Genomic DNA, 22055 nt, shown 5'->3' with positions numbered 1-22055 from the left:
GGACGGACCGAAGGAGTCCCCTCATGGTTGGAAATCGCTCCATACGCAATCGCGTCGTCTTCGTCGCCGCCGCACTCGCGCTGACGTTCACGATGGTGGGTCCCGTCGGCGCCAACGCCGCCGAGGACGACGGCGCGCTCGACATGTACACGGCCCAGGTCAGCGGCGACGAAGCCGCCGAGCTCGCCGCCGCCGGGTTCGACGTCGCGAACCGCACGGTCACCGAGGCCGGCGTCAGCGTCGACCTCGTGCTCACGGCCGACGAGGCGAAGGGCCTGCAGGCCCGCGGCCTCGACGTCGCCGTCAAGAAGAACAAGGACGGCAAGTCCGCCCGGCAGCTCGCCGAAGAGCAGGCCGCCTCGGGATACGACGTATTCCGGTCGTGGGACGAGCAGGGCGGCATCCGCGACGAGCTGTACTCGCTCGCGAAGAAGAACCCGAACGTGGTGAAGCTCGAGGTGCTCGGGCACACCTACGAGGGTCGCGAGCTCATCGCGCTCAAGGTCACCCAGGCCGCGAAGGCGACGCCCGACGGCGCCCGGCCCGCGGTGCTCTACAGCTCGACCCAGCACGCCCGCGAGTGGATCTCGACCGAGGTCAACCGCCGCCTGCTGCACCACTTCGTCGACGGCTGGCGGAGCGGCGACCAGGAGATCAAGAACCTCCTGCGCCAGAACGAGTTCTGGTTCCTCGTCGTGGCCAACCCCGACGGCTACCAGTACACGTTCGACCACGAGCGGCTGTGGCGCAAGAACCTGCGCGACAACGACAACGACGGCCAGATCACGCGCGCCGACGGCGTCGACCCGAACCGCAACTACCCCGAGCACTTCGGCTACGACGAAGAGGGGTCATCATCGCAGATCTCGAGCGACACGTACCGCGGCCCATCGGCCGGGTCGGAGCCCGAGACGCAGGCGATGATATCGCTGTTCGACCGGGCCGACTTCTCGTTCCAGGTCAACTACCACTCGTTCGGGCAGTGGCTGCTCTACGCGGAGGGCTGGCAGACCGGCACGCCGACGGCCGACGACCCGATCTACTACGCACTCTCGGGCAACCGCGACGACCCGGCGATCCCCGACTTCGAGCCGGGGCTCTCGTCGGACGTGCTGTACGTGACGAACGGCGAGACGACCGACTTCGCGCACTCGCAGCGGGGCACCCTCGCGTGGACGCCCGAACTCGGCGAGGGCCTCCCGGCCGGCGGCGGGTTCGTGTTCCCCGACGACGAGGCGCAGGTGCAGGCCGAGTTCGAGCGCGCACTGCCGTTCGCGATGGACGTCGCGAAGTCGGCGGCCGACCCCGATGACCCCGTGTCGCACCTCGGCCTCGAGACGAAGCCCTTCTACCTCGAGAGCGACGACACCTACAAGGCGGGCCTGCCGCTCGCGGACCTCACCTTCGACTACTCCTACGGCGACCCGCAGGAGGTGCGCGTCATCGCGAAGCGCGACCTGGGCGACGTCACGCTCAAGTACTCGATCAACGGCGACGACCCGGTGAGCGCGACGACCGAGGAGTGGACCGGCGGTGAGCGCTACGGCGGCAAGACCGGGGCGTACTACCGGATCATGAGCGGCGTCGTCACCGGCACCGATCCCGGCGACGAAGTCGAGGTCTGGTTCGAAGGCGGCGGCGAGACGAGCGATTCGTTCACGTACACGGCGGTCGAGGAGTCGACCGACGACGTGCTGATCCTCTCGGCCGAGGACTACACGGGCGCCTCGCCCGTGCAGGGCGTCACCGAGCCCCAGTACCTCGACTACTACGAGGAGGCGCTCGAGGCGAACGGCACCGGCTACGACGTCTACGACGTCGACGACCATGCCCGCACCGCCCCCGACGCCCTCGGGGTGCTCTCGCACTACGACGCCGTCATCTGGTACACGGGTGACGACATCATCACGCGCGAACCCGGCTGGCCGGGCGGCACCGCCTCGCGACTCGCGATGGACAACACCCTCGAGGTGCGCGACTTCCTCAACGAGGGCGGCCAGGTGCTCTACACCGGCAAGTACGCCGGAACGCAGTACTCGGGAACAGACCAGCTCTACGACCCGACTGCCGCGAACGCGCAGTGCCGCACCGCCGATGGGGTGCTGGCGCGTTGCCGGCCGCTCGGCGGCTCGGGCGACGCCATGAACGACACGCTGCAGTACTGGCTCGGCGCCTACCTCGTCGTCGACGACGCCGGCACGACCGAGGACGGCGAGCTGCTCGACGTGCTCGGCGTGGACACGCCGTTCACCGGCCTCGACTGGGGCTTCGGCAGCGGCGACAACGCCCCGAACCAGGATCACAGCAACTCGTTCATCACGACGAGCGGCATCCTCGACCCGCAGCAGTACCCGCAGTTCGACAGCTGGGTCGCGGGACGGTGGGACCGCGAGGGCGGTCCGTTCGAGCCGCACACCGGCGACGCCTACGCGTACTCGCAGATCGGCGACGTCTCGTACAAGCGCCTGACGCGCACGATCGACGTGCCCGCGGGCGGCGCCGACCTGTCGTTCTGGACGTCGTACGACACCGAGGAGAACTGGGACCACGTCGCCGTCGAGGCGCACACCGTCGGACAGGACGACTGGACGACGCTGCCCGATGCCAACGGCGCGACGAGCGACAGCGTCGGCGAGAGCTGCCCGGCCGGGTGGCGCGAGCTGCACCCGCAGCTCGACCACTACCAGACCTACGACGCCGACGCGAGCACGTGCACGTCGACCGGCACGACGGGATCGTGGCAGGCCGCCTCGGGCAACTCGGGCGGCTGGCAGCAGTGGTCGGTCGACCTCAGCGGCTTCTCGGGCGGCCAGGTCGAGGTGTCGATCGCGTACATCAGCGACTGGGCCACGCAGGGACTCGGCGTCTTCGTCGACGACATCGAGGTGTCGACGGGCGAGGGCACGACGTCGTTCGAGAACGGCGACACTGGCGGCTGGGAGGTCACCGGGCCGCCGCCCGGCAGCGCGCCGAACCCGAACGACTTCATCGTGACGACGGCCGCCGGGTTCCCCGAGGCGGCGGTCGTGGCGACGCCGGGTTCGCTCATGACCGGCTTCGGGTTCGAGGGCATCTCGGATGCCGCGACTCGAGCGGCCTGGATGGGTCGGGCGCTGGATCACCTGCTCGACTGACGCCGGCCGGTGGTCGCGCGGCGACGCGTATCGAGACCTCGCGAGGGGTCTCGATACGCGTCCTCCTGCGTCGGGCGCTACTCGACCGGCGATCGGCGATCACTCGCCGTAGCGGTAGAACCCCTCGCCGGTCGCGACACCGAGCTTGCCCTGGTCGATGTAGCGCTCCTTGATGAGCGCCGCGAACTCCTGCTGCTTCGGGCCGCCCATCGTCGAGATGTTGTAGGCCGTCGTGAGCCCGACGATGTCGTAGATCTGGAACGGACCCATCGGCGCGCCGGTGCCGATGCGCCAGGTCGCGTCGATCGCCTCGGGCTCGGCGACGCCGTCGACGAGCAGCTGGCCGGCCGCCGAGAGGAACGGCACGAGCAGCGAGTTGAGCACGTAGCCGGGCTGCTCCTTCTTGATCTCGATCGGCACCATGCCGATGGTCTTCGCGAACTCGACGACCGTCGCGTAGACGGCCGGGTCGGTCGCGGGCGTGCCCATGATCTCGGCGGTGTTGTGCGCCCAGATGCGGTTCGCGAAGTGCAGGGCGAGGAACCGGTCGGGCCGGCCCGTCGCGTCGGCGATCGCGCTCGGCAGCAGGGTCGACGAGTTCGTCGCGAAGATGGTGCGCTCGGGCGCGACGGCGGCGAGCTTCTCGTAGGTGGCGCGCTTGATGTCGATGCTCTCGGGCACGGCCTCGATGACGAGGTCGGCGTTCGCGACGGCGCCTGCGAGGTCGGCCGAGTAGCTCACGCGTGCGAGCGCGGCCTGGGCTCCACCGTCGGCGGCGCCCGCGACGCCCTCCTCGACGTAAGTGGCGGCGAGCTTCTCGAAGCGCTGCTTCGCGGCGGCGAGCGCGGCGTCGTCGAGGTCGTAGGCGACGACCTCGAGCCCGCTGAACGCGGTCTGGTACGCGATCTGCGAGCCGAGCACTCCGGTTCCGAGCACGGTCACGTGCTGCACTGCGGTCATGGTGTTCCTTCTTCCTGTTCTGCCCTCGTGGGGCGGGGTCGGTGCGCCCTCGTGGGGCGTTGCGCGTCTCAGCCGGCGCGCTCGTCGGTGGGATGCCGCGGCCGATCGCCGTCGCTCGCGGCGTCGTTGAACCGGGTGAGGTCGCCGGCGAAGCGCGCGACCTCCGCGTCGCTCCAGCCGTCGAGATGGCGGCCGACGACGCCCTGCAGCAGCTCGATGGCCTCGTCGTAGGCGGCCCAGCCCGCGTCGGTCAGCTCGAGCGGACGGCCTCGGCCCGAGGCATCCGCGATCTCTCTCACGACGCCGAGCCGGACGAGCCCCGCGAGCTGACGCGACACGGTCGATCGGTTGAGCCGGAACGCCTCGGCGATGTCGACGGAGCGGCAGCCGGGGTGGTCGACGATGTAGCCGAGGATCGACTGGTCGGTCATGCTGAGGCTGAGCGGCGCGGTGCGGGCGTCGGCGACGCCGCGTCGGGTGATGACGATGAGCTCGCGCAGGATCGCTGCGGCGTCCTCGTCGCGGGTGGTGCGCTTCGTCATTCCCGTCTCCTTCTGTTGTCATATGCAACGCTACGCTCGCGCGTTGCATTCCGCAACAGATGAAGCCGGGTGCGCCGCTCGCTAGAAGAGCCGCGCCTGCGCGACCACCGGCGCACCCTCGAGTTCGAGCAGGTATCGCTTGCGTTCGAGGCCGCCGGCGTAGCCCGTGAGCGACCCGTCGGCGCCGACGACGCGATGGCACGGCACGATGATGCTGAGCGGGTTGCGGCCGACCGCCCCGCCGACGCGGCGGGCGAGGTTGCGGTCGCCGAGCCGGTCGGCGAGCTCGCCGTAGGTCACGGTCGTGCCGAGCGGAATCCGGCGCAGCATGTCCCACACCGCGTGCTGGAACTCGTCGCCCTCGGGAGCGGTCGGCAGGTCGAAGGCGGTGCGCGTGCCGGCGAGGTACTCGTCGAGCTCGACGCCGAGCCGCGTGATGAGCGCGTCGTCGCGCGCGGTGACCTCGACGCCGATCGTGCCCGCGACCGGCGGATGCCAGTGCCCCGGGAAGTAGATGCCCGCGAGCGCGTCGCCGTCGGCGACGACGAGCAGGTCGCCGAGGGGCGTCGTCAGCGTGGCGTGGCGTCGGGTCATGCCTCCATCCTCTCCCCGTTCGGGGCGCCCGGTGCCGGTGCGACGAGCGGGAATCGGACGTCGTGCCGGCGCCGGTGTCGGCCGGTCGCCGTACGATGACCGCATGCGCGAGACCGACCCCGCCGGCGGCATCCACGTCGTGTTCTCGGCCGAGATCTACGAGTGGGCGTCACGGCGCAACTGGTTCTTCGTCGACGTGCCGCCCGAGCCGAGCGCCGACATCGCAGATCGGCCGCGGATGCCTCGTGGTTTCGACTCCGTCCGGGTGACGGCGACGGTCGGCGGCACGACGTGGACGACGTCGATCTTCCCGTCGGGCGACACCTACGCGCTGCCCGTGAAGCGCGCGGTGCTCGACGCCGAGCAGATCGGCGAGGGCGACGTGATCGAGGTGCGCCTCCTCGTGCACGACGGCTGAGGCGTCAGCGGTCGACGCGCGCGTTCACCTCGTCGCGCCAGGCGACGAGTTCGCGAACCGGGCCGAGGTCCCACCCGGTCGCGGCTTCGAGCCCGACCGTGAAGAGCCGCGTGCCGACCGCGTACAGCGCGTCGGCGTGGCCCGGGTAGTCGTCGAGGTCTTCGGCGTAGCGACCGGGCTTCGGCGAGACGCCCGCACTCCGCTCGATGTCGGCGGGATCGCGGCCGATGCGGCGGCACCAGTCGTCGAGCACCGCATGCTTGTGCGCGATCTGCTCGGCGTCGCCGAAACCGTGCCAGATGTCGGCGTGCTCCGCGACGATGCGCAGCGTGACCTGCTCGCCGCCGCCGCCGATGAGCACGGGGATGGCCCGCGTCGGCGGCGGGTTGAGCTTCGTCCACCGCTCGCGGATGAGCGGCAGGTCGGCGCGCAGCTTGCGCAGGCGCTCGGGGGCCGTGCCGAACTCGTAGCCGTACTCCGCGTAGTCGCGCTCGAACCAGCCCGCGCCGATGCCGAGGATCAGCCGACCCTCGCCGCCCCGCGCACTGATGTGATCGACCGTGCGCGCCATGTCGGCGAGCAGTTGCGGGTTGCGATACCCGGTCGACGACACGAGCACGCCGAGCTCGACCCGCTCGGTCACCTCGGCGAACGCGGCGAGCAGCGTCCACGCCTCGAGGTGCGCGCCGTCGAGGTCGCCGCTGAGCGGAAAGAAGTGGTCCCAGCCGAGCACGACGTCGGCACCCGCGTTCTCGGCTGCCACGACGGCGGCCCGCAGCTCGGCGTAGCTCGCGTGCTGCGGCTTCACCTGCACGGCGATGCGCGCGCGGCGGTCGGGGCGGGGTTCGTGCCGCGCGACGGGCACGTCGCGCGTGCCCGTCGGCGCGATGCCGGCTTCGGGTTCAGTCATGCTCGCGAGCCTACGCCGGGCGGGCGACCGCGATTGCCGCGGTGAACCCCGTCGTGCTACCGTCCCCGTTGATCGTGTTTCGACGGCAGGAGGTGAGACCCATGAACGCAGTATCAGTGGGCGCTCCCCTGCAGTCCACGATCCGCGACTGAGGTAGTCGCCGCCGGGAGCGCCGAACGGCACATCGCGAAAGGCGACTCCCATGCACACCACACCTTCTTCATCTCCCCGGCTCGTCGACGCCACAGGGCGCATCCCCAGGTCGGGCGCGCGGGCACTCGTGCTCGGCGGCGGCGGATCGACCGGCAACGCCTGGCTGATCGGCGTCGTCGCCGGCCTCGCCGACGCCGGCATCGACGTGACCGCACCCGACGTGACCATCGGTACCTCGGCCGGATCGACCGCGGCGGCTCAGCTCGCCGGTGCGCCCCCCGCCGAGCTGTACGCCGCGACGGTCGATGCGGCCCCGCCGCAACGTGCGCAGGCCCCTGCTTCAGGCCAGGCCTGGGCCGGAAACGCCCGCGCGTCCGACGCCGGGCGCCCGTCGGCCCGACGCCCCGTGGACCACCTCGCGCGAACGGGCGCGATCATCGAGGCCTCGAGCGACGCCGACGACATGCGTCGCCGGATGGGCGTCTCGGCGCTCGAACTGGATGCCTCGTCGGACGACGCCCAGCAGGCGCGCTGGCGCGCGACCGTCGCCTCGCGCTTCACGAGCCCGGAATGGCCGGAGCGAACCGTGCTCCTCACCGCGGTCGACGCCGAGACCGGCGATCCCGTCGTGTTCGACCGCGACAGCGGGGTCGAGCTCGTCGACGCCGTGGCGGCGAGCTGCGCGGGCGGCTTCGCGTATCGCATCGGCGATCGGTTCTACATCGACGGCGGCTACCGCACGAACGCCGAGAACGCCGACCTCTCGGCCGGCCACGAACGCGTGCTCGTGCTCTCGCCGTTCGGCGGCCGCACCCGGTTCCCCCACGAGTGGAGGCTGCGCCTCGCGGATCAGGTCGACGCGCTTCGCGCGGGCGGCAGCCGGGTCGAGACGATCTTCCCGACGAGCGACGACCAGCACCTGTTCGACAACGCGATGAACCTCGCGCTGCGACCCGCCGCGGCACGGGCCGGGTTCGCACGCGGCCGCGACCTGGCCGAGCGCATCGGGGGGTTCTGGGGCTGAACTCCGAACCGACCGCGGGCGTGGTCTCGATACGGCGCTGCGCGCCTACTCGACCGACGAGGGCCCGACCGGGGCGTGGTCTCGATACGGCGCTGCACGCCTACTCGACCGACGAGGGCCCGACCGGGGCGTGGTCTCGATACGGCGCTGCGCGCCTACTCGACCGACGAAGGCCCGACCGCGGGCGTGGTCTCGATACGAGACCGACGAGGGCCGCGCCCGACCGATGAGGTCGGGCCCCTCTGACACTGATGCCGTATCGGCATCAGTGTCAGAGGACCGGTCAGCGACTCCTCCGCAGGCGCAGGGTCACGACCTGGAAGGGACGCAGGTCGAACTCCCACGCACGCGGGCCGGCGTCGGCGATCGCGACGCCGACGCCGGCTCCCGTGCCGGCCGTGCCCGACAGCGGGCGCTCGAGCAGGTCGGTCGATTCGGCCGCTGCGTCGAAGGATGCCTCGAGCCGGGCCCGCGCGCGGGCGCCATGCGGCTCGTACGCACGCACGACGACGTCGCCAGAACCGTCTTCGGCGAGCTTGACCGCCTCGACCACGGCACCGGTGACCCGGACGAGCGGCTCGATCGCCGAGGCATCCACACCCGAGAAGGTGCGCAGCGGCAGGTTGAGGCGGTAGCCCTCCTCGATCGCCTCGGGGATGCCGGCGCCCGGGGCGATCGAGACGCGCATGCGGTGCGCGCCCTGGTCGGCCTCGGGGTCGGGGAACTGCGGGGCGCGCAGCAGCGAGAGCCGCACGGTCGTGACCGTCGCGCCCGGACGCGAGACGTCGGCGGAGCGCTGCGTGTCGTGGCCGTAGGTCGCGTCGTTGGCGATCGCGACGCCGTAGCCCGGCTCGCCGACGTGCACCCAGCGGTGGGCGACGGTCTCGAAGCGAGCCGCGTCCCACGAGGTGTTGGCGTGCGTCGGCCGGTGGATATGCCCGAACTGGATCTCGCTCGTCGCGCGGTCGGCGTGCACGTCGAGCGGGAACGCGAGCTTCAGGAGCTTCTGCCGTTCGTGCCAGTCGACCTCGAACTCGACCTCGAGGGCGCGGTCGTCGGCGCCGAGCGACACCGTCTCGACGAGGCTCGACGCCCCGAACCGGCGCACGATGCGCACGGAGACGCGGTCGCCGTCCCGCACCTCGATCGACTCCGCCTCGCGCAGCTCGACCACGTTGCGGGCGTAGTGGGCGTCGATGTCCCAGGCGTCCCACTGGTTGGGGGTGTCGCGGAAGAGCTGCAGCAGCTTCGCCGAACGGCCCGGCGCGATCGCCTCGCGGCCGAGGCGACCGTCGGCCTCGCGGTGGCGCAGCGAGACGAGCAGCCCGTCGGCGTCGAGCACCGCCTCGAGGTGGGCGTTCGCGAGGGTGTACCCCCTATCGCCGGTCGAGTAGGCGCGCAGCGCCTTATCGAGACCCTTGCTTGCGGTGGCGTGGTCTCGATACGCTCCTTCGTCGCTACTCGACCGACGAGTCCCGGCGCCCCCGAGCGCCGGCACGTCCGACACCTCGTACGGCCCGGCGTTCACCCGCAGCATCCCGTCGCCCGACCCGGCGAGCGCGCGCACCGAGCGCTCGATGATCGCCTCGAGCACCTCGGCGACCTCGGCGTACCGGCGCTCGGCCTCGCGGTGCACCCACGCGATCGACGACCCCGGCAGGATGTCGTGGAACTGCTGCAGCAGCACCGTGTGCCACGCGTCCTCGAGCTCGTCGGACGGGTACGGCACGCCCGCGCGCACGGCGGCGGTCGCCGCCCAAAGCTCGGCCTCGCGCAGCAGGTGCTCGCTGCGGCGGTTGCCGTGCTTCGTGCGCGCCTGCGACGTGTACGTGCCGCGGTGGAACTCGAGGTAGAGCTCGCCCGCCCACACCGGCGGGTGCGGGTACTCGGCCTCGGCGGTCTCGAAGAAGCGGCGCGGCGACGACAGGGTCACGCGCGGCGACCCCTCGAGGTCGGCCGTGCGGTACGCGGCGGCGAGCATCTCGCGGGTCGGTCCGCCGCCCCCGTCGCCCCACCCGAACGGGATGAGCGACGTGTTCGCCGCCCCCTTCTCGGCGTACTGGCGCTCGGCACGAGCGAGCTCCTCGCCCGACAGCTCCGAGTTGTACGTGTCGACCGGCGGGAAGTGCGTGAACACCTCGGTGCCGTCGATGCCCTGCCAGCGGAACGTGTGGTGCGGGAACCGGTTCGTCTCGTTCCACGAGATCTTCTGCGTGAGGAACCAGCGCGACCCCGCCGCCCGCACGAGCTGCGGCAGCGCCGCCGAGTAGCCGAACGAGTCGGGCAGCCACACCTCGAGCGGCTCGACGCCGAGCTCCTCGATGAAGAAGCGCTTGCCCGCGACGAACTGGCGCGCGAGCGCCTCGCCGCCTGGCAGGTTCGTGTCGGACTCGACCCACATGCCGCCGACCGGCACGAACGAGCCCTCGCGCACGCGCCGGCGCACGCGCTCGAACACCTCGGGGTACTGCTGCTTCAGCCACGCGTACTGCTGGGCCGACGACGCGGCGAACACGAGACCGGGATGCTCCTCGATGAGCGCGTCGACGTTCGAGAACGTGCGCGCCACCTTGCGCACGGTCTCGCGGGTGGGCCAGAACCACGCGCTGTCGATGTGCGCGTGGCCCACCGCGTGCACCCGGTGCGAGCTCGCCCAGGCGGGCGCCGCGAGGGCCGGTGCGAGGATGCTGCGCCCGAGCGCCGCACTGCCGGCGACGTCGTCGGGATCCATCTCGTCGATCATGCGCTCGAGGGCGCGCACGATCTGGGCGCGGCGCGGCGAGGCGTCGGGCAGCTGCGCCTCGAGCTCGCGCAGCACGCGCACGTCTTGCACGAGCTCCCACACGGTGACGTCGCGCAGGGCGAGGTCGACCTGCCCGAGCACGTAGATCGGGTCGTCGCCCGCGGTCTCCCACTCGCCGCGCGGCGTCGGCGCGAACGACCAGTTCTGGCTGATGTCGGGGTTCGACGCCGCCTCGAGGTACACCAAAGTCGGTTGAGTAGCGCCCGACGAAGGAGGACGCGTATCGAAACCACCGCCGCGCGTGGTCTCGATACGGCGCTGCGCGCCTACTCGACCGACGGGGCCCTCGATGAGCTCGAGCGGCACCGCCCGGTTCAGCGGCTCGACCGCCTTCACGATCGTGCCGTCGGGCCGCCACGCGAGCGCCTCGGCCTGGAAGCCCGGCGCCACCCCGATGAACCCGAGGTCGACCACGAGCTCCCAGCGCGATTCACCGCTCCGGTCGGTCGAGGAGGCGCGCAGCGCCGAATCGAGACCACCGGGCACCTCGGGCAGCGTGACCCGGAACCACGTGGTGCCCCACGCGCGCCCCCACGCGTCGCCGGGGGCGACGGGCGTGAACTGCTGCGCGACGGCCTCGGCGAACGGCACCGGCTCACCCGGCGCCTCCCAGCGCTCGAGCCGCGCCGGAATGCGCGACCGGTGGATCGCCGGTTCGAGCCGCTCGCGCACGAAGCGTGCGATGCGGGTCTCGACCAGGGCCGAATCGTCGTGCATGCGGGCTCCCCTATCCCTTGACCGCGCCCTGCAGCGCGAACGAACCGCCGATGCCGCGCGACACGAGCACGTACAGCGCGATGACCGGCAACGAGTACAGCAGCGAGAAGGCGGCCAGCTCGCCGTAGGCGACCGTGCCGTACTGGCCGAAGAAACTGTAGATGCTCACGGCGGCGGGCTGCTTCGCCGGGCTGAGCAGCAGGATGAACGGCACGAAGAAGTTTCCCCACGCCTGGATGAACACGAAGATGAACACGACCGCGATGCCCGGCCGCATGAGCGGCACGACGATGCGGCCGAGCGTGCCCATCGCCGACGCCCCGTCGACCCACGCCGCCTCCTCGAGCGAGACGGGCACCGAGTCCATGAAGTTCTTCATCATCCAGATCGCCATCGGCAGGCTCGTCGCCGCCATGAAGAGCGTCACCGCGGCGAGGTTGTCGAGGTAGCCGAGCCGCACGAAGAGGCTGTACACGGGCACCATGATGGCCGTGATCGGCAGGCACGTGCCGAACAGGATCGCGTAGAGGTACGGCTTGTTGAACCGCGACTGGTACCGCGAGAGCGGGTACGCCGCGAGCACGGCGACGAGCACCGTCACGATCGCCGTGCCCGTCGAGAGCAGCGTGGAGTTCCAGAGCGGCAGCAGCGTGCCCTCGGGCGTCAGCACCGCCTGGTAGTGCTCGAGCGTGAACCCCTCGGGCACCTCCGTGCGCTGGCTCGGCGACGTGTCGATCGAGGCGAGCACGAGCCAGGCGAGCGGCACGACGAAGCAGAGGCCGATGAGGGCGAGTGCGAGATTTCGGGCGAGGGATGCCGCGGCCCGGCGCGGCGACGCGAGGTTCACGTGTCACGCTCCGGACGGAGCATCCTGATGTAGCCCACCGAGAAGATCGCGCCCACCACGATCATGACGACCGCGATCGCCGAGCCGTAGCCGATCTGCTGGAACTTGAACGCCTCCTGGTAGGCGAAGACCGGCAGGGTCGAGCTCGCCATGCCGGGGCCGCCCTTCGTCATCACCCAGATGAGCGTGAACACGGCGAGCGTCTGCAGCGTGATGAGCATGAGGTTCGTCGCGATCGACGGGCGGATCATCGGAAGGGTCACCCACCACAGGCGCTTCGCGCCGCCCGCGCCGTCGACGATCGCGGCCTCGGTGATCTCGGGCGGCACGTCGTTGAGGGCCGCCTCGTAGACGAGCATCGAGAACGCGGTGCCGCGCCACACGTTCGCGAGGATGACGGCGAGCATCGGGAAGTCGAAGAGCCAGTTCGGGCCCGCGATGCCGATCGCGCCGAGCAGTTGGTTGAGGGTGCCGTCGTCGGCGAAGTACGCGTACGCGGCGAACGCCGCGACGATCTCGGGCAGCACCCACGCGGCGACGACGGTCGTGCCGACGATTGCGCGCACGGCGCGGTTCGCCCGCAGCATGAGCAGTGCGAGGGCGAGGCCGATGAGGTTCTGGCCGATCACCGCCGAGCCGAGCACGAACACGAACGTGAGCAGCAGCGACAGCGGGAAGGCGCGGTCGGTGAACAGGTCGACGTAGTTGTCGAGCCCGACCCACTGGGGCTCGCGCGCGGCGCGCCCCGTGAGGGCGGTGTTCGTGAACGAGACGTAGAAGGCCCAGATGACCGGGCCCACCATGAAGAGTGCGAGCAGCGCGATCGAGGGCGCGACGGGCAGCAGGCGGATGAGGGCCCGGCGGCGCCGGTGGGGCGATCGCCGGCCGACGCGGAAGTTCGGGTCATCCCGCGTCGGCCGGCCGCCTTCGATCGGCGGCGACGAAACCGCGACCATGCTCCTAGCCGGTCACGTTGTCTTCGCCGACGATCCCGACCACCGCCTCGTCATAGGCGGCGGCTGCCTCTTCCGGCGTCATCTGCCCCGTCATGACGGCCTCGGTGGCCGCCTGGATCTCAGCCGAGATCTGGGGGTAGTCGGCAGTTGCCGGCCGGAAGCGGGTGTAGGTCACCAGATCGGTGAAGAACCCGATGAACGGGTTCGCGTCGAGGTACGCCGGGTCTTCGGCGACGTCGGTGCGCACCGCGATCTGGGAGTTCGCGATGTTGTACTCGAGCGCGTTCTCTTTATCGAGCGCCATCGCGAGGAAGTCGAACGCCGCGTCGGGGTTGCCGCTGTTCGCGCCGACCGCGAGGGTCCAGCCGCCCGAGAGGCTCACCGCACCAGGGCCCTGGCCCTCCTGCGTCGGGAAGGCCGCGACGCCGATGTCGTCGACGTACTCGGGCCACGCGTACTGACCGCCCTCCATCCAGAACGACGGCGACCACGAACCCTCGATCGTGCCGCCGATCTCGCCGTTCGGGAACCACTCGCCGAACAGCTTCTGCCACATCGAGCCGTCGAGCGCGACGTCGGGCGCGGGCGCGAGGCCCTCGGAGTAGAGCGTCTCGATGAACTGCAGCGAGTCGACGAAGCCCTGCGAGCCCGTGACCCACTTCTGCTCGTCGGCGTCGTAGAGCTCGTCGCCGGTGCCGTAGAGCAGCATGCCGAAGCCCTGCATGACCGAGCCCTCGCCCGCGGGCTTGCCCGAGTAGACGTTGAACGCGACCTTGTCGGGCGACGCCTCGTGCACCTTGCGGGCGGTGTCGAGGATCTCGTCCCAGCTCTTCGGCTCCCACGGCACGGTCACGCCGGCGTCTTCGAGCACCGACTTCGAGTACCAGATGCCGCGGGTGTCGGTGCCGAGCGGCACCGCGTAGATGCTGCCGTCGTCGGCGCGGCCGGCCTCTTTCGCGCCCTCGTTGAACTGCGACCAGTCGCTCCAGTCGGCGAGGTACTCGTCGAGGTTCAGCAGGTAGCCGGCGTCGACGTCGCTGCGCACCTTGAACGTGTCTTCGTAGAAGACGTCGGGCGCGGTGTCGGGGCTCTGCTGCATGAGCGCGAGCTTCGTGCCGTAGTCGGCCTCGTCGGCGACGATGGGCTCGAGCGAGACCGTGATGCCGGGGTTCGCCTTCTCGAACTCGGGCTTCACCTTCTTGAAGAGGTCGTCGAGCGCGACGAACGCGTCGGTCTTCTGGTAGACGATGCGAATGGTGTCATCGTCGCCGCCGCCCGAGTCGGCGCTGCAGCCGACGAGGGCGACGGTCGCGGCGGCGACCACCGCGAAGGCGAGCGTGGCGCGGGTGCGGTGCATGTCTCGTGCTCCTTTGCTCGAGTGCTGCGAATGCGATCGGGCGAACAGGTCGGGTGGTGCGCGTGGTGCAGACCCGCTGGGGCGTCGGGACTCGTCTGGGCAGGGGAATGCGACACGCCCCGTGGAGATCGTCGGCTCCCCCGAACCGCGCTCCGCGGGGCGTTCGCGTTCCCCACATCCGACATAGTAAATCGAATGGAGTTAGTCGGCAAGTGGCAATTCGCATGCCCGCCGGTTGAGGAGCGCCGACGCGCAGCGGCGACGCGTCTCGAAACCGGGTGAGCCGCTCTCGGGACCGGCTCACCAGGTTTCGAGACGCGTGCTCCTTCGTCGCGCGCTCCTCAACCAGCGGGCGGTGCGTCGCGCGCTCCTCGATCAGCGAGGAGGAGCGCCTCAGTCGAGCAGCAGCCGCGTCGCCGACGGGGTGAAACTGCGCTCGAGCACGAGGCTCGCCGCGCCGACGGCTGCGACGTCGTCGCCGACGCCCGTGCTCGCGATGCCGAGCTCGCGCAGCGCCGCGGTCGCGCTGTACTCGGCGAGCAGCGGCGGAATGCGTTCGAGGTAGCGCGCCTCGAGGCGGGCCCAGAACGGTCCGCCGAAGACGACCCGGTCGACGTCGAGCAGGTTCGTGAGCACGGCGACCGCGCGCGCGGTGCGGTCGGCGGCGCGGTCGAGGATGGCGCCGGCCGCGGCATCCCCGTTCGCGGCGGCCGCGCACAGCAGGTCGAACTGCGCGTCGATCTCGCGCGGCGTCTCGTGCGGGGCGGGCACGAGCACGCCCGCGGCCTCGCCGTCTTCGACCATCGAGAGCGGCGTGATGGTGACGGCGATGCAGCCGCGCTGGCCGCAGAAGCACATCGGGCCGTCGGGGTCGGTCACGATGTGCCCGATCTCGCCCGCGTTGCCCGAGACGCCGCGCATGAGCTCGTCGCCGAGCACGAGGCCGGCGCCGATGCCCGTGCCGATGTAGAAGAACACGAACGACCCGGTGCCGCGTTCGCCGCCGACCCAGGTCTCGGCGACCGCCGCGGCGGTCACGTCTTTGTCGACGAGCACGGGCAGCCCGGTCGACGCCTCGAGGGCGTCGCGCAGCGGCACCCGATGCCAGCCGTGCAGGTTGGGCGGGTCGACGATCGTGCCGCGCTCCTGGTCGATCGGGCCCGGGGCGGCGAGGCCGAGGCCGACGATCTTCTCGCGGGCGATGCCCGACTCGGCGACGAGTTGCTCGAACCGGTCGTGGATGCGGCTCATCACGTGCTCGGGGTCGGCCGCCTCGGGGGTCTTCAACCGGGTGTGCGCGACGACCTGCCCCGTGAGGTCGAGCAGCACGAACGTCATGACGGCGGGGTCGATGTGCACGCCCGCCGCATAGTGGCCCTCGGGGTTCAGCCGCAGGATGGTGCGCGGCTTGCCGAGCCCCGCGGCACTCGTCTTGCCGGCTTCGACGATGAGCTCGTCGTCGAGCAGGCGCCGCGCGATGTTGCTCACCGTCTGGGTCGAGAGCCCCGTGATCTCGACGAGCTCGACGCGGCTGCGGCCCTCGGGCGCACGGCGGATCGCGTCGAAGATGACCGAGCGGTTGAAGTCGCCCATGCGCGGCAGGTTCGTGCCGCGACGGGCCTGCGGGCCGGATGCCTGCGGCTGCGCCGACGATGCCCGGTCGGATAGCGTGGGCGTCGGAGCCTGTGCCATCTCGCGCTCCCTCCTCGCCGCATCGCATCGTTGCGAATCGTCTCCTTCGAGTTTGTCACATCGATGGAGAAAAGGGCAGGGAGCGCTCTCACCGAATCTCGGTGAAACTCAGTCGGTCGAGTAGGCGCGGAGCGCCGTATCGAGACCACCCGGTCGATGGTGGTCCCGCCACCCCGTCGACGGTGGTCTCGTTACGCGCTTCGCGCTACTCGACCGACCGGTTCGCGACTACTGCTCGCCGAGCAGGATGCCGCGCTCGGTCGTCTGCTGCCGCAGTGCGGCGAGGTACTCGGCGTACGCCTTCTTCGTCTTCGAATAGCCGATCGCGCCGCCCTTGACGGCGCCGAGTCCGGTCGCCTCGTCGAAGCGCAGCCACGTGTTGCCGTACTGGTCCACGCCGATGTCGAACGTGAACGAGATGTGGAAGTTCTTGCCCGCCATCGCGCCGAGCAGCATCGTCTTCGAGAAGTCGCCGCGCGCGAGCTTGATGCTGCCGGGGTTGGGCTGCGTCGCCTCGTAGCCGAGGCCGCGCGAGATCTCGATGACGACGGGCACGGTCTGCTGGTCGTTGCCGGAGAGGATGAGCTGGGTCATGGGTCAGGCTCCTTGGTTCGGGTACGTGGTCTGCGGTGGCACGGGCTCGTAGGCGTAGTACGCCGGCTGCGGCATCCACGCGCTCGGGCCCCGCCAGGGTTCGGTGCGCCCGTAGCCGATGAGGGCACCCCAGACGAGCGGCAGGAAGACGTAGAGCACGGTCCACCCGGCCGAGCGGCCGAAGCCCTTGTTGATGCGGTTGACCGCCATGATCACGAACACGAGCGTCACGATGTTGCCGAAGGGCACGAGTCCGAGCAGCGCGATCCAGCCCTGGTACCCGGCGATCTCGAGGGTGCGCCACGAGTTGTAGAGGGGCACCCACGCCGGCCAGCCCTCGTTGCCCGTCTTCACGAAGACCTTCGAGAGGAAGATCGACATGAGCACGTAGTACGCGGCGGCGTACACGAAGAGGAATCCGTAGAAGAACATGAGCGGCGCGAGCACGGCGAACACGTCACCGGGGTTCGTCTGCGTCTCGGAGAGGAACATGTCGGTCACTCCACGGTCTCGGCCGGCACGAGGCCGACGGTCAGGAGCTCGGTCGCCGCGGCGACCGTCTCGGGCAGCTGCTCGGGCGCGTCGCACTCGGCCGAGATGATGACCGCCTCACCGAGGTCGGTGATGCTTCGCGCGATCACCGTGTAGTACCGGTCGCCCTCGAGGTCGATCGCGACGGCGTCGGCGATGCCGGTGTCGACGCCGTCGCCCGAGACGAGCGCGACGTCGTACGCGTTCGCCGCGTCGACCGTCGTGCCGAAGGTCGACTCGATGAGCGAGAGGCTCGCGGTGCGGTCGTCGTCGCCCGTGAGGTCGGAGCCGTCGCTGCCGTTCGTGTACCAGACAGAGCACCCGGAGGCCGCGTTGTCGTAGGTCATCGAGTTGCCGTCGGTCTCGCCCGCGGTCCACGCGTCGTCACCCGGGAAGGCCGAGGCGACGGCGAGGTAGGCGTCGCCGTCGACGTCGAGGTCCCACGGCAGGTCGATCGGAAGATCGCTCGCGCCGCCCGCGAGCGGGTCGCCGGTGCCGTCGGTCCACTCGTCGGTGTAGGCGTCGCCGTAGGTGTCGGCGGCCGTCGACGCGAGCGGAACGAGCGCGACCGCCATCCAGATCGCGAACACGGGGATCACGATGATCGGCAGCGCCGACACGATGATCGCCGCCGTGAGCGCACCGCCGAGCCCCTTCGGGTGCTCGGGTTCGGGCGCGGGCGCGGGCTGCCCCGGCACGGGGCCGCCGGGCTGACCCGGCACGGACCCGCCGGCCGGTGCGGGCGGCTGGGTCGGCGGCCACTGCGCGGCCGGCGGTTGCGCCGGCGGCTGGGGCACCGGCGGCACCGGCGCGGACGGATCGAACGTCACGAGTCCTCCAAGCGGATTCCGTGCCGGAGTCGGCACTGCCACCCGATGCTAGTGGCCGCCGACCACTCGCACGATGGGGACCCCTCCCCTGCGGACACCACCCCGCTGGTTGAGGAGCGCGCGTCTCGAAACCGCATCAACCGCTGGTTGAGGAGCGAGCGACGCAGGAGCACGCGTCTCGAAACCTGGTGACCGGCTCTCGAGACCGGCCCACCAGGTTTCGAGACGCGTCGCCGCTCCGCGTCGGCGCTCCTCAACCAGCGGAGAGACCACGCTCCCCGTCAGTCGACCGAGTCGCACCCATCGCCGGCCGCCTTCGACGCGGCATCCGGGGTCACGACGAGCCGGGCCTCGGCCGAGGCATCCCCGACCGTGGCCGTGACGATGCGCAGGCCCGGATGCGTCTCGGGCAGCTCGAGCGAGGTGGTCGCCGTGCCGTCGGCGCCGGCGACGACCGAGCCGAGCGCGGTCGACGACCCCTTGGGCGTCTTCGGTGCGAGCGCGAGCTCGACCTCCGCGCCGCGGGCGAATCCCGCGACCGAGAGCTCGACGCGCTCCCCCATCGCCGCGCGGCACACCGTCAGCGTGACGGCCTCCGAGCCGGGCTCGATCGGGTTCGGCACGTCGACGCGCCAGCCCTGGTCGGCGAGGCCGCCGAAGACGTCCTCCATCGAACGCTCACCGAAGGTCGGCTCGACGTCGCCGCCGTAGACCGACACCACGATGGGCTTGTCGGAGGTGCCGTAGCCCCAGAACGGCGTCGACGAGTCGGCGCACTCGCTGCCCGACATGATGTTCACCTGGGCGCCCGTCGCGAGCTCCGTCGTGCGGAACTGCTCGAGCGAGGTGAACGGGCGGTCGACGCTGCCGTCGCCGGCGGCCGGCGCCGCGCAGTCGAGGTAGACCTCGGTGCGCTTGCCGGGGTCGTCGGCGAGCTGCTCGTAGAGCGCGACGGTCGCGAGCGACCACGGCGCACGGGCCTGGTCGACCGATACCCGGAACTTCTGCGCCGTGACCGCCTGCGGCAGGGTGACGATGCGGCTCACGCCGATCGTGCCGGCCTTCGCGACCTCGACCCACGTGCCGTCGACCTCGGCGTCGACCGAGAACTTCTCGACGACCTGGCCGTGGTCGAGCACGCCCTCGCCGAGCTCGATGCGGCGCACCGACTTCGGCGAACCGAGGTCGATGACGACATCGCCCGGCTCGGCGCTCGCGCTCACCCACGACGAGCGGCGATCGCCGTCGGTGAGGGCGGCGGATGCCTCGGCGTCGGCGCCGACCGCGACCGGCAGGCCGAGCGCATGGTCGAGCGTGAACGCCTTGCGCCGCTCGGCGGCGAATCCGTCGAGCGCCGCGACCGACGAGGGTGCGAACGTGCCCGTCGTGGTCGGCGGGGTGTTGAGCAGCATGACGGAGTTGCGTCCGGTCGTGCCGAGGTAGTGGCCGAGCAGCGCCGACGGGGTCTTCGGGGTGTCGGTCGGGTGCGCGAACCAGCCCTGCGTGAGCTTCATGTCGGACTCGGTCGGCCACCAGTGCAGCGCATTCGCACCGCTCGCGACGGCCGACTGCAGCATCGCGGCCGAGCCGACCTGCTCGAAGGTGCCGCCGCCGACGACGCCGATCTTGCCGCCGTCGCCCGCGTCGCTGATCGGCACGGGCGCCCACTCGTCCTGACGGGCCGAGCCGCTCTCGTTGCCGACCCAGCGCACGTCGCGACCGCCGACCGCGACGACCGCGTTCGGCTGCAGCTTCTCGATGAGGTCGTAGAACGCCGGGTAGTCGTAGAACTCCTGCTTGCCCGTGTTGCCGGCGGCGCCGTCGAACCAGACCTCGTCGACCGGGCCGTACTGGGTGAGCACCTCGTAGAGCGTGTTGAGGAAGAAGGCGCCGTAGTCGGTCGCCGAGTACTCGAACGTCGGCAGGTCCTCGCCCGCGCGGTCGTCGCCCTCGACGAGCGTCGGGATCGTGCGCGGCGTCTTGGCGCTGCCGTTGCCGAACACCCCGAACTGCTCCTCGTGCGAGTCGGCGGGCGACATGTAGAGGCCGACCTTCAGGCCGTACTTGTGCGCGGCGGTCGTGAAGTCGCGCACGATGTCGCCCTTGCCGTCCTTCCACGGCGTCGCGGCGACGTCGAAGGTCGAGTAGCGCGAGGGGTAGAGCAAGAACCCGTCGTGGTGCTTGAGCGTCAGGATCGCCATGCGGTGGCCGCTGTCGCGCAGCGACTTCACCCATGCGTCGACGTCGAGCTCGCCGGTGGGCTGGAACTTCGAGAGGTCTTCGGTGCCGTGGCCCCACTCCTGGTTGTAGAAGGTGTTGATGCCGAAGTGCACGAAGGCGGTGAGGCCGAGCTCCTGCCAGTCGAGCTGCTGCTCGGTCGGGCGCACGAGCGACGCCTTCGCGAGTACGTTCGCCGGGCAGTCGGCGCTCGTCACCTGGACGTAGTTCGCGGGCGACACGTCGCCGAGCGGCAGGCAGGGCATCGGCACGTCGAGCTCCTGGTAGCGGAACGCGGCGTTCTCGAACTCGCCGTTGAGCAGGGCGAAGCGCGTGCGCTCGACGGTGCCCTTGAAGCCGCGGTTGCCGATCGCCGGCACCTCGTTGCCGATCGCGAGGGTCTGGGTGACCTTCGCGTTGCGGGTCGACGGCGCGGGCGCGGTGACCTCGGGCAGCTCCTTGCCGTCGAGCCAGGCGATGACCTTCGTCTCGGTCGCGCCCGGAATGTAGGCGAGCGAGAGCACGTGCGCCTGGCCGGCGGCGGGCAGTGCGACCTTGCCCATGTAGTCGTGCCAAGTGCCGCCCACGTTCGCGCTGAAGCCGTACTGCAGTCCATCACTGCGGTAACGGGCGCTCAGGTTGCCGCCGACGGCGGCCACCGTCGCGAGGTCGGACTGCGCACCCGAGGCGGTGAACTCGGTCTCGATCACGAAGGCGCGGTCGAGGGATGCCGCGGTGAAGAGGTTCTCGGTCGCGGTGAAGTCGGCCGCCTGGTTGCCGCCGCCGAGCTGCAGGTCGCCGCCGGACACGGCAGCGGTGCCGCGGAGGGCGACGGCACCGTCGACGCGTTCGCCGGCCGCGGGTGCGTACGCCGCGGCATCCGCCGTGCCGTCGAAGCCGACGTCGAGCAGGGTCGTCGTGATCGGCGCGGGCTGGAACTCGAACAGCTCGGGGTCGTAGGCGGCGACGTCGCCGACGACGCGCACGTGGCCGAGATCGCCGACGATGCCGCGGCCCGCGCCGGCGGGGTGCACCTCGTTGCCGAAGCCGAACGCGTTCGCCGCGGCGCTGTTCACGCCGACGCCCGCGTCGGACGCGAGGGTCTGCAGCTCGACGCCGTCGAGCCAGGTGTGCAGCTCGGCGCCCGCGTCGGTCGTGACGTATTGCACCGAGAGCTGGTGCGCGACGCCCGCGGCGGGGGCCGGCGCCTCGGCGCGGTGGGTCGACCAGCTCGACCCGTCGTACGAGTCGAAGCCGTAGACGAGCTTGCCGCCCTGATTGCGCACGTAGAGGTTGCCGGCCGCCGAGAGGATCGTCGACATGTCCCCCTGCGCGCCCGTCGGCGTGAACTCGACCTCGGCGAGGAAGCCCGACGTCGGCGTCGCGCCCCCGAACGTGAAGTCGGCCGCCTCGAAGCGGATGCCCTCGGTCGCGCCGTGCAGGCGCACGCCGCCCGCGGCGAGCTGCTCCTCGCCGCCGGCCAGGCGACGCACGACGCCGCGCATCGACTCGCCCTCGGTCGTCGTGTACGCCGTCGTGCCGACGAGCGAGCCGCCGAAGCGGATGTCGAGGTCGTCGCCCTCGGCCGCCGACGCGAGGCCCGCGGGCGCGAGGCCGGCGAGCGTCACGCCGAGTGCGGCGATGAGGGCGAGGGAGCGGCGGCGGGTGCGCCTCGGTTTCGGTGTTCGTCGGTCGGTCAGGGCGGTCGGCGCGGTCATCGTCACGTCACTCCAGCGGGTCGTCACTCGGGGCGGCGCCACTGCCGCCCGCTCGCGA

The 22055-nt window shown here is 71.0% G+C and carries 16 protein-coding genes; 3 read left to right on the top strand and 13 right to left on the bottom strand.

Annotated features, from left to right (window positions below; translation table 11 throughout):
- The first annotated feature begins 23 nt into the window (after positions 1-23).
- Positions 24-3134, top strand: coding sequence for a M14 family metallopeptidase (locus tag AC3RJ6_RS09210; RefSeq protein ID WP_491426733.1), 3111 nt, complete (start codon positions 24-26; stop codon positions 3132-3134).
- Between the two features lie 99 nt (positions 3135-3233).
- Here the strand turns inward: AC3RJ6_RS09210 and AC3RJ6_RS09205 are convergent, their stop codons facing one another.
- From AC3RJ6_RS09205 to AC3RJ6_RS09195, 3 genes are all read right to left on the bottom strand, one after another.
- Positions 3234-4094 (bottom strand): 3-hydroxyacyl-CoA dehydrogenase, encoded by an 861-nt coding sequence (locus AC3RJ6_RS09205; protein ID WP_491426731.1) that lies wholly within the window; start codon positions 4092-4094, stop codon positions 3234-3236.
- A 68-nt stretch (positions 4095-4162) separates the two neighbouring features.
- Positions 4163-4636, bottom strand: a complete 474-nt coding sequence (locus tag AC3RJ6_RS09200; protein ID WP_491426730.1) for a MarR family winged helix-turn-helix transcriptional regulator — start codon at positions 4634-4636, stop codon at positions 4163-4165.
- An 81-nt stretch (positions 4637-4717) separates the two neighbouring features.
- Positions 4718-5230, bottom strand: a complete 513-nt coding sequence (locus AC3RJ6_RS09195) for a methylated-DNA--[protein]-cysteine S-methyltransferase (RefSeq protein WP_491426728.1) — start codon at positions 5228-5230, stop codon at positions 4718-4720.
- Between the two features lie 103 nt (positions 5231-5333).
- Here AC3RJ6_RS09195 and AC3RJ6_RS09190 point away from each other — a divergent pair, with 103 nt between their 5' ends.
- Positions 5334-5648 (top strand): DUF1905 domain-containing protein, encoded by a 315-nt coding sequence (locus tag AC3RJ6_RS09190; protein WP_491426726.1) that lies wholly within the window; start codon positions 5334-5336, stop codon positions 5646-5648.
- Positions 5649-5652: 4 nt separating this feature from the next.
- On the opposite strand, the gene AC3RJ6_RS09185 is transcribed toward AC3RJ6_RS09190, so the two are convergent.
- The gene (locus AC3RJ6_RS09185) at positions 5653-6558 is read right to left on the bottom strand and encodes an LLM class F420-dependent oxidoreductase (RefSeq protein WP_491426724.1); all 906 of its coding nucleotides are present in this window, start codon (positions 6556-6558) and stop codon (positions 5653-5655) included.
- 202 nt (positions 6559-6760) lie between these two features.
- On the opposite strand from AC3RJ6_RS09185, the gene AC3RJ6_RS09180 reads away from it, so the two are divergent.
- Entirely contained in the window at positions 6761-7735 is a 975-nt protein-coding gene (locus tag AC3RJ6_RS09180) for a patatin-like phospholipase family protein (RefSeq protein ID WP_491426723.1), read from the top strand.
- A gap of 283 nt (positions 7736-8018) precedes the next feature.
- On the opposite strand, the gene AC3RJ6_RS09175 is transcribed toward AC3RJ6_RS09180, so the two are convergent.
- The 9 genes from AC3RJ6_RS09175 to AC3RJ6_RS09135 form a co-directional block, all read right to left on the bottom strand.
- Positions 8019-11255 carry an alpha-mannosidase gene (locus tag AC3RJ6_RS09175; RefSeq protein ID WP_491426721.1) on the bottom strand — a complete coding sequence of 1079 codons (3237 nt, stop codon included), beginning with the start codon at positions 11253-11255 and terminating at the stop codon, positions 8019-8021.
- A 10-nt stretch (positions 11256-11265) separates the two neighbouring features.
- Entirely contained in the window at positions 11266-12102 is an 837-nt protein-coding gene (locus tag AC3RJ6_RS09170; RefSeq protein WP_491426720.1) for a carbohydrate ABC transporter permease, read from the bottom strand.
- Positions 12099-13058: a carbohydrate ABC transporter permease gene (locus AC3RJ6_RS09165; protein WP_491426719.1), complete on the bottom strand. Its 960-nt coding sequence runs from the start codon at positions 13056-13058 to the stop codon at positions 12099-12101. Before AC3RJ6_RS09165 ends, AC3RJ6_RS09170 begins: the two co-directional genes overlap by 4 nt.
- Before the next feature lie 4 nt (positions 13059-13062).
- Positions 13063-14415 (bottom strand): extracellular solute-binding protein, encoded by a 1353-nt coding sequence (locus tag AC3RJ6_RS09160; RefSeq protein WP_491426718.1) that lies wholly within the window; start codon positions 14413-14415, stop codon positions 13063-13065.
- A 393-nt stretch (positions 14416-14808) separates the two neighbouring features.
- Positions 14809-16008 carry an ROK family transcriptional regulator gene (locus AC3RJ6_RS09155; RefSeq protein WP_491427158.1) on the bottom strand — a complete coding sequence of 400 codons (1200 nt, stop codon included), beginning with the start codon at positions 16006-16008 and terminating at the stop codon, positions 14809-14811.
- A 327-nt stretch (positions 16009-16335) separates the two neighbouring features.
- Positions 16336-16701, bottom strand: a complete 366-nt coding sequence (locus AC3RJ6_RS09150) for a hypothetical protein (RefSeq protein WP_491426716.1) — start codon at positions 16699-16701, stop codon at positions 16336-16338.
- A gap of 3 nt (positions 16702-16704) precedes the next feature.
- Positions 16705-17193: a DUF5684 domain-containing protein gene (locus tag AC3RJ6_RS09145; RefSeq protein WP_491427157.1), complete on the bottom strand. Its 489-nt coding sequence runs from the start codon at positions 17191-17193 to the stop codon at positions 16705-16707.
- 5 nt (positions 17194-17198) lie between these two features.
- On the bottom strand, positions 17199-18062 hold the full coding sequence (locus AC3RJ6_RS09140; protein WP_491426715.1) for a hypothetical protein: 864 nt from the start codon (positions 18060-18062) through the stop codon (positions 17199-17201).
- Between the two features lie 281 nt (positions 18063-18343).
- Positions 18344-21997 (bottom strand): alpha-L-fucosidase, encoded by a 3654-nt coding sequence (locus tag AC3RJ6_RS09135; protein ID WP_491426714.1) that lies wholly within the window; start codon positions 21995-21997, stop codon positions 18344-18346.
- Positions 21998-22055: the final 58 nt, after the last annotated feature.

It is taken from the genome of Agromyces cucurbitae, from assembly GCF_058349945.1.
This window is presented reverse-complemented; position numbering and strand designations above follow the sequence as displayed.

Excerpts from the sequence above, each read along its gene's own strand:
- AC3RJ6_RS09150 (WP_491426716.1), bottom strand. The coding sequence starts at position 16,701 with ATGACCCAGCTCATCCTCTCCGGCAACGACCAGCAGACCGTGCCCGTC.
- AC3RJ6_RS09145 (WP_491427157.1), bottom strand. The coding sequence starts at position 17,193 with ATGTTCCTCTCCGAGACGCAGACGAACCCCGGTGACGTGTTCGCCGTG.
- AC3RJ6_RS09205 (WP_491426731.1), bottom strand. The coding sequence starts at position 4,094 with ATGACCGCAGTGCAGCACGTGACCGTGCTCGGAACCGGAGTGCTCGGC.
- AC3RJ6_RS09185 (WP_491426724.1), bottom strand. The coding sequence starts at position 6,558 with ATGACTGAACCCGAAGCCGGCATCGCGCCGACGGGCACGCGCGACGTG.
- AC3RJ6_RS09195 (WP_491426728.1), bottom strand. The coding sequence starts at position 5,230 with ATGACCCGACGCCACGCCACGCTGACGACGCCCCTCGGCGACCTGCTC.
- AC3RJ6_RS09175 (WP_491426721.1), bottom strand. The coding sequence starts at position 11,255 with ATGCACGACGATTCGGCCCTGGTCGAGACCCGCATCGCACGCTTCGTG.
- AC3RJ6_RS09155 (WP_491427158.1), bottom strand. The coding sequence starts at position 16,008 with ATGGGCGACTTCAACCGCTCGGTCATCTTCGACGCGATCCGCCGTGCG.
- AC3RJ6_RS09180 (WP_491426723.1), top strand. The coding sequence starts at position 6,761 with ATGCACACCACACCTTCTTCATCTCCCCGGCTCGTCGACGCCACAGGG.
- AC3RJ6_RS09200 (WP_491426730.1), bottom strand. The coding sequence starts at position 4,636 with ATGACGAAGCGCACCACCCGCGACGAGGACGCCGCAGCGATCCTGCGC.
- AC3RJ6_RS09210 (WP_491426733.1), top strand. The coding sequence starts at position 24 with ATGGTTGGAAATCGCTCCATACGCAATCGCGTCGTCTTCGTCGCCGCC.
- AC3RJ6_RS09160 (WP_491426718.1), bottom strand. The coding sequence starts at position 14,415 with ATGCACCGCACCCGCGCCACGCTCGCCTTCGCGGTGGTCGCCGCCGCG.
- AC3RJ6_RS09190 (WP_491426726.1), top strand. The coding sequence starts at position 5,334 with ATGCGCGAGACCGACCCCGCCGGCGGCATCCACGTCGTGTTCTCGGCC.
- AC3RJ6_RS09135 (WP_491426714.1), bottom strand. The coding sequence starts at position 21,997 with ATGACCGCGCCGACCGCCCTGACCGACCGACGAACACCGAAACCGAGG.
- AC3RJ6_RS09165 (WP_491426719.1), bottom strand. The coding sequence starts at position 13,058 with ATGGTCGCGGTTTCGTCGCCGCCGATCGAAGGCGGCCGGCCGACGCGG.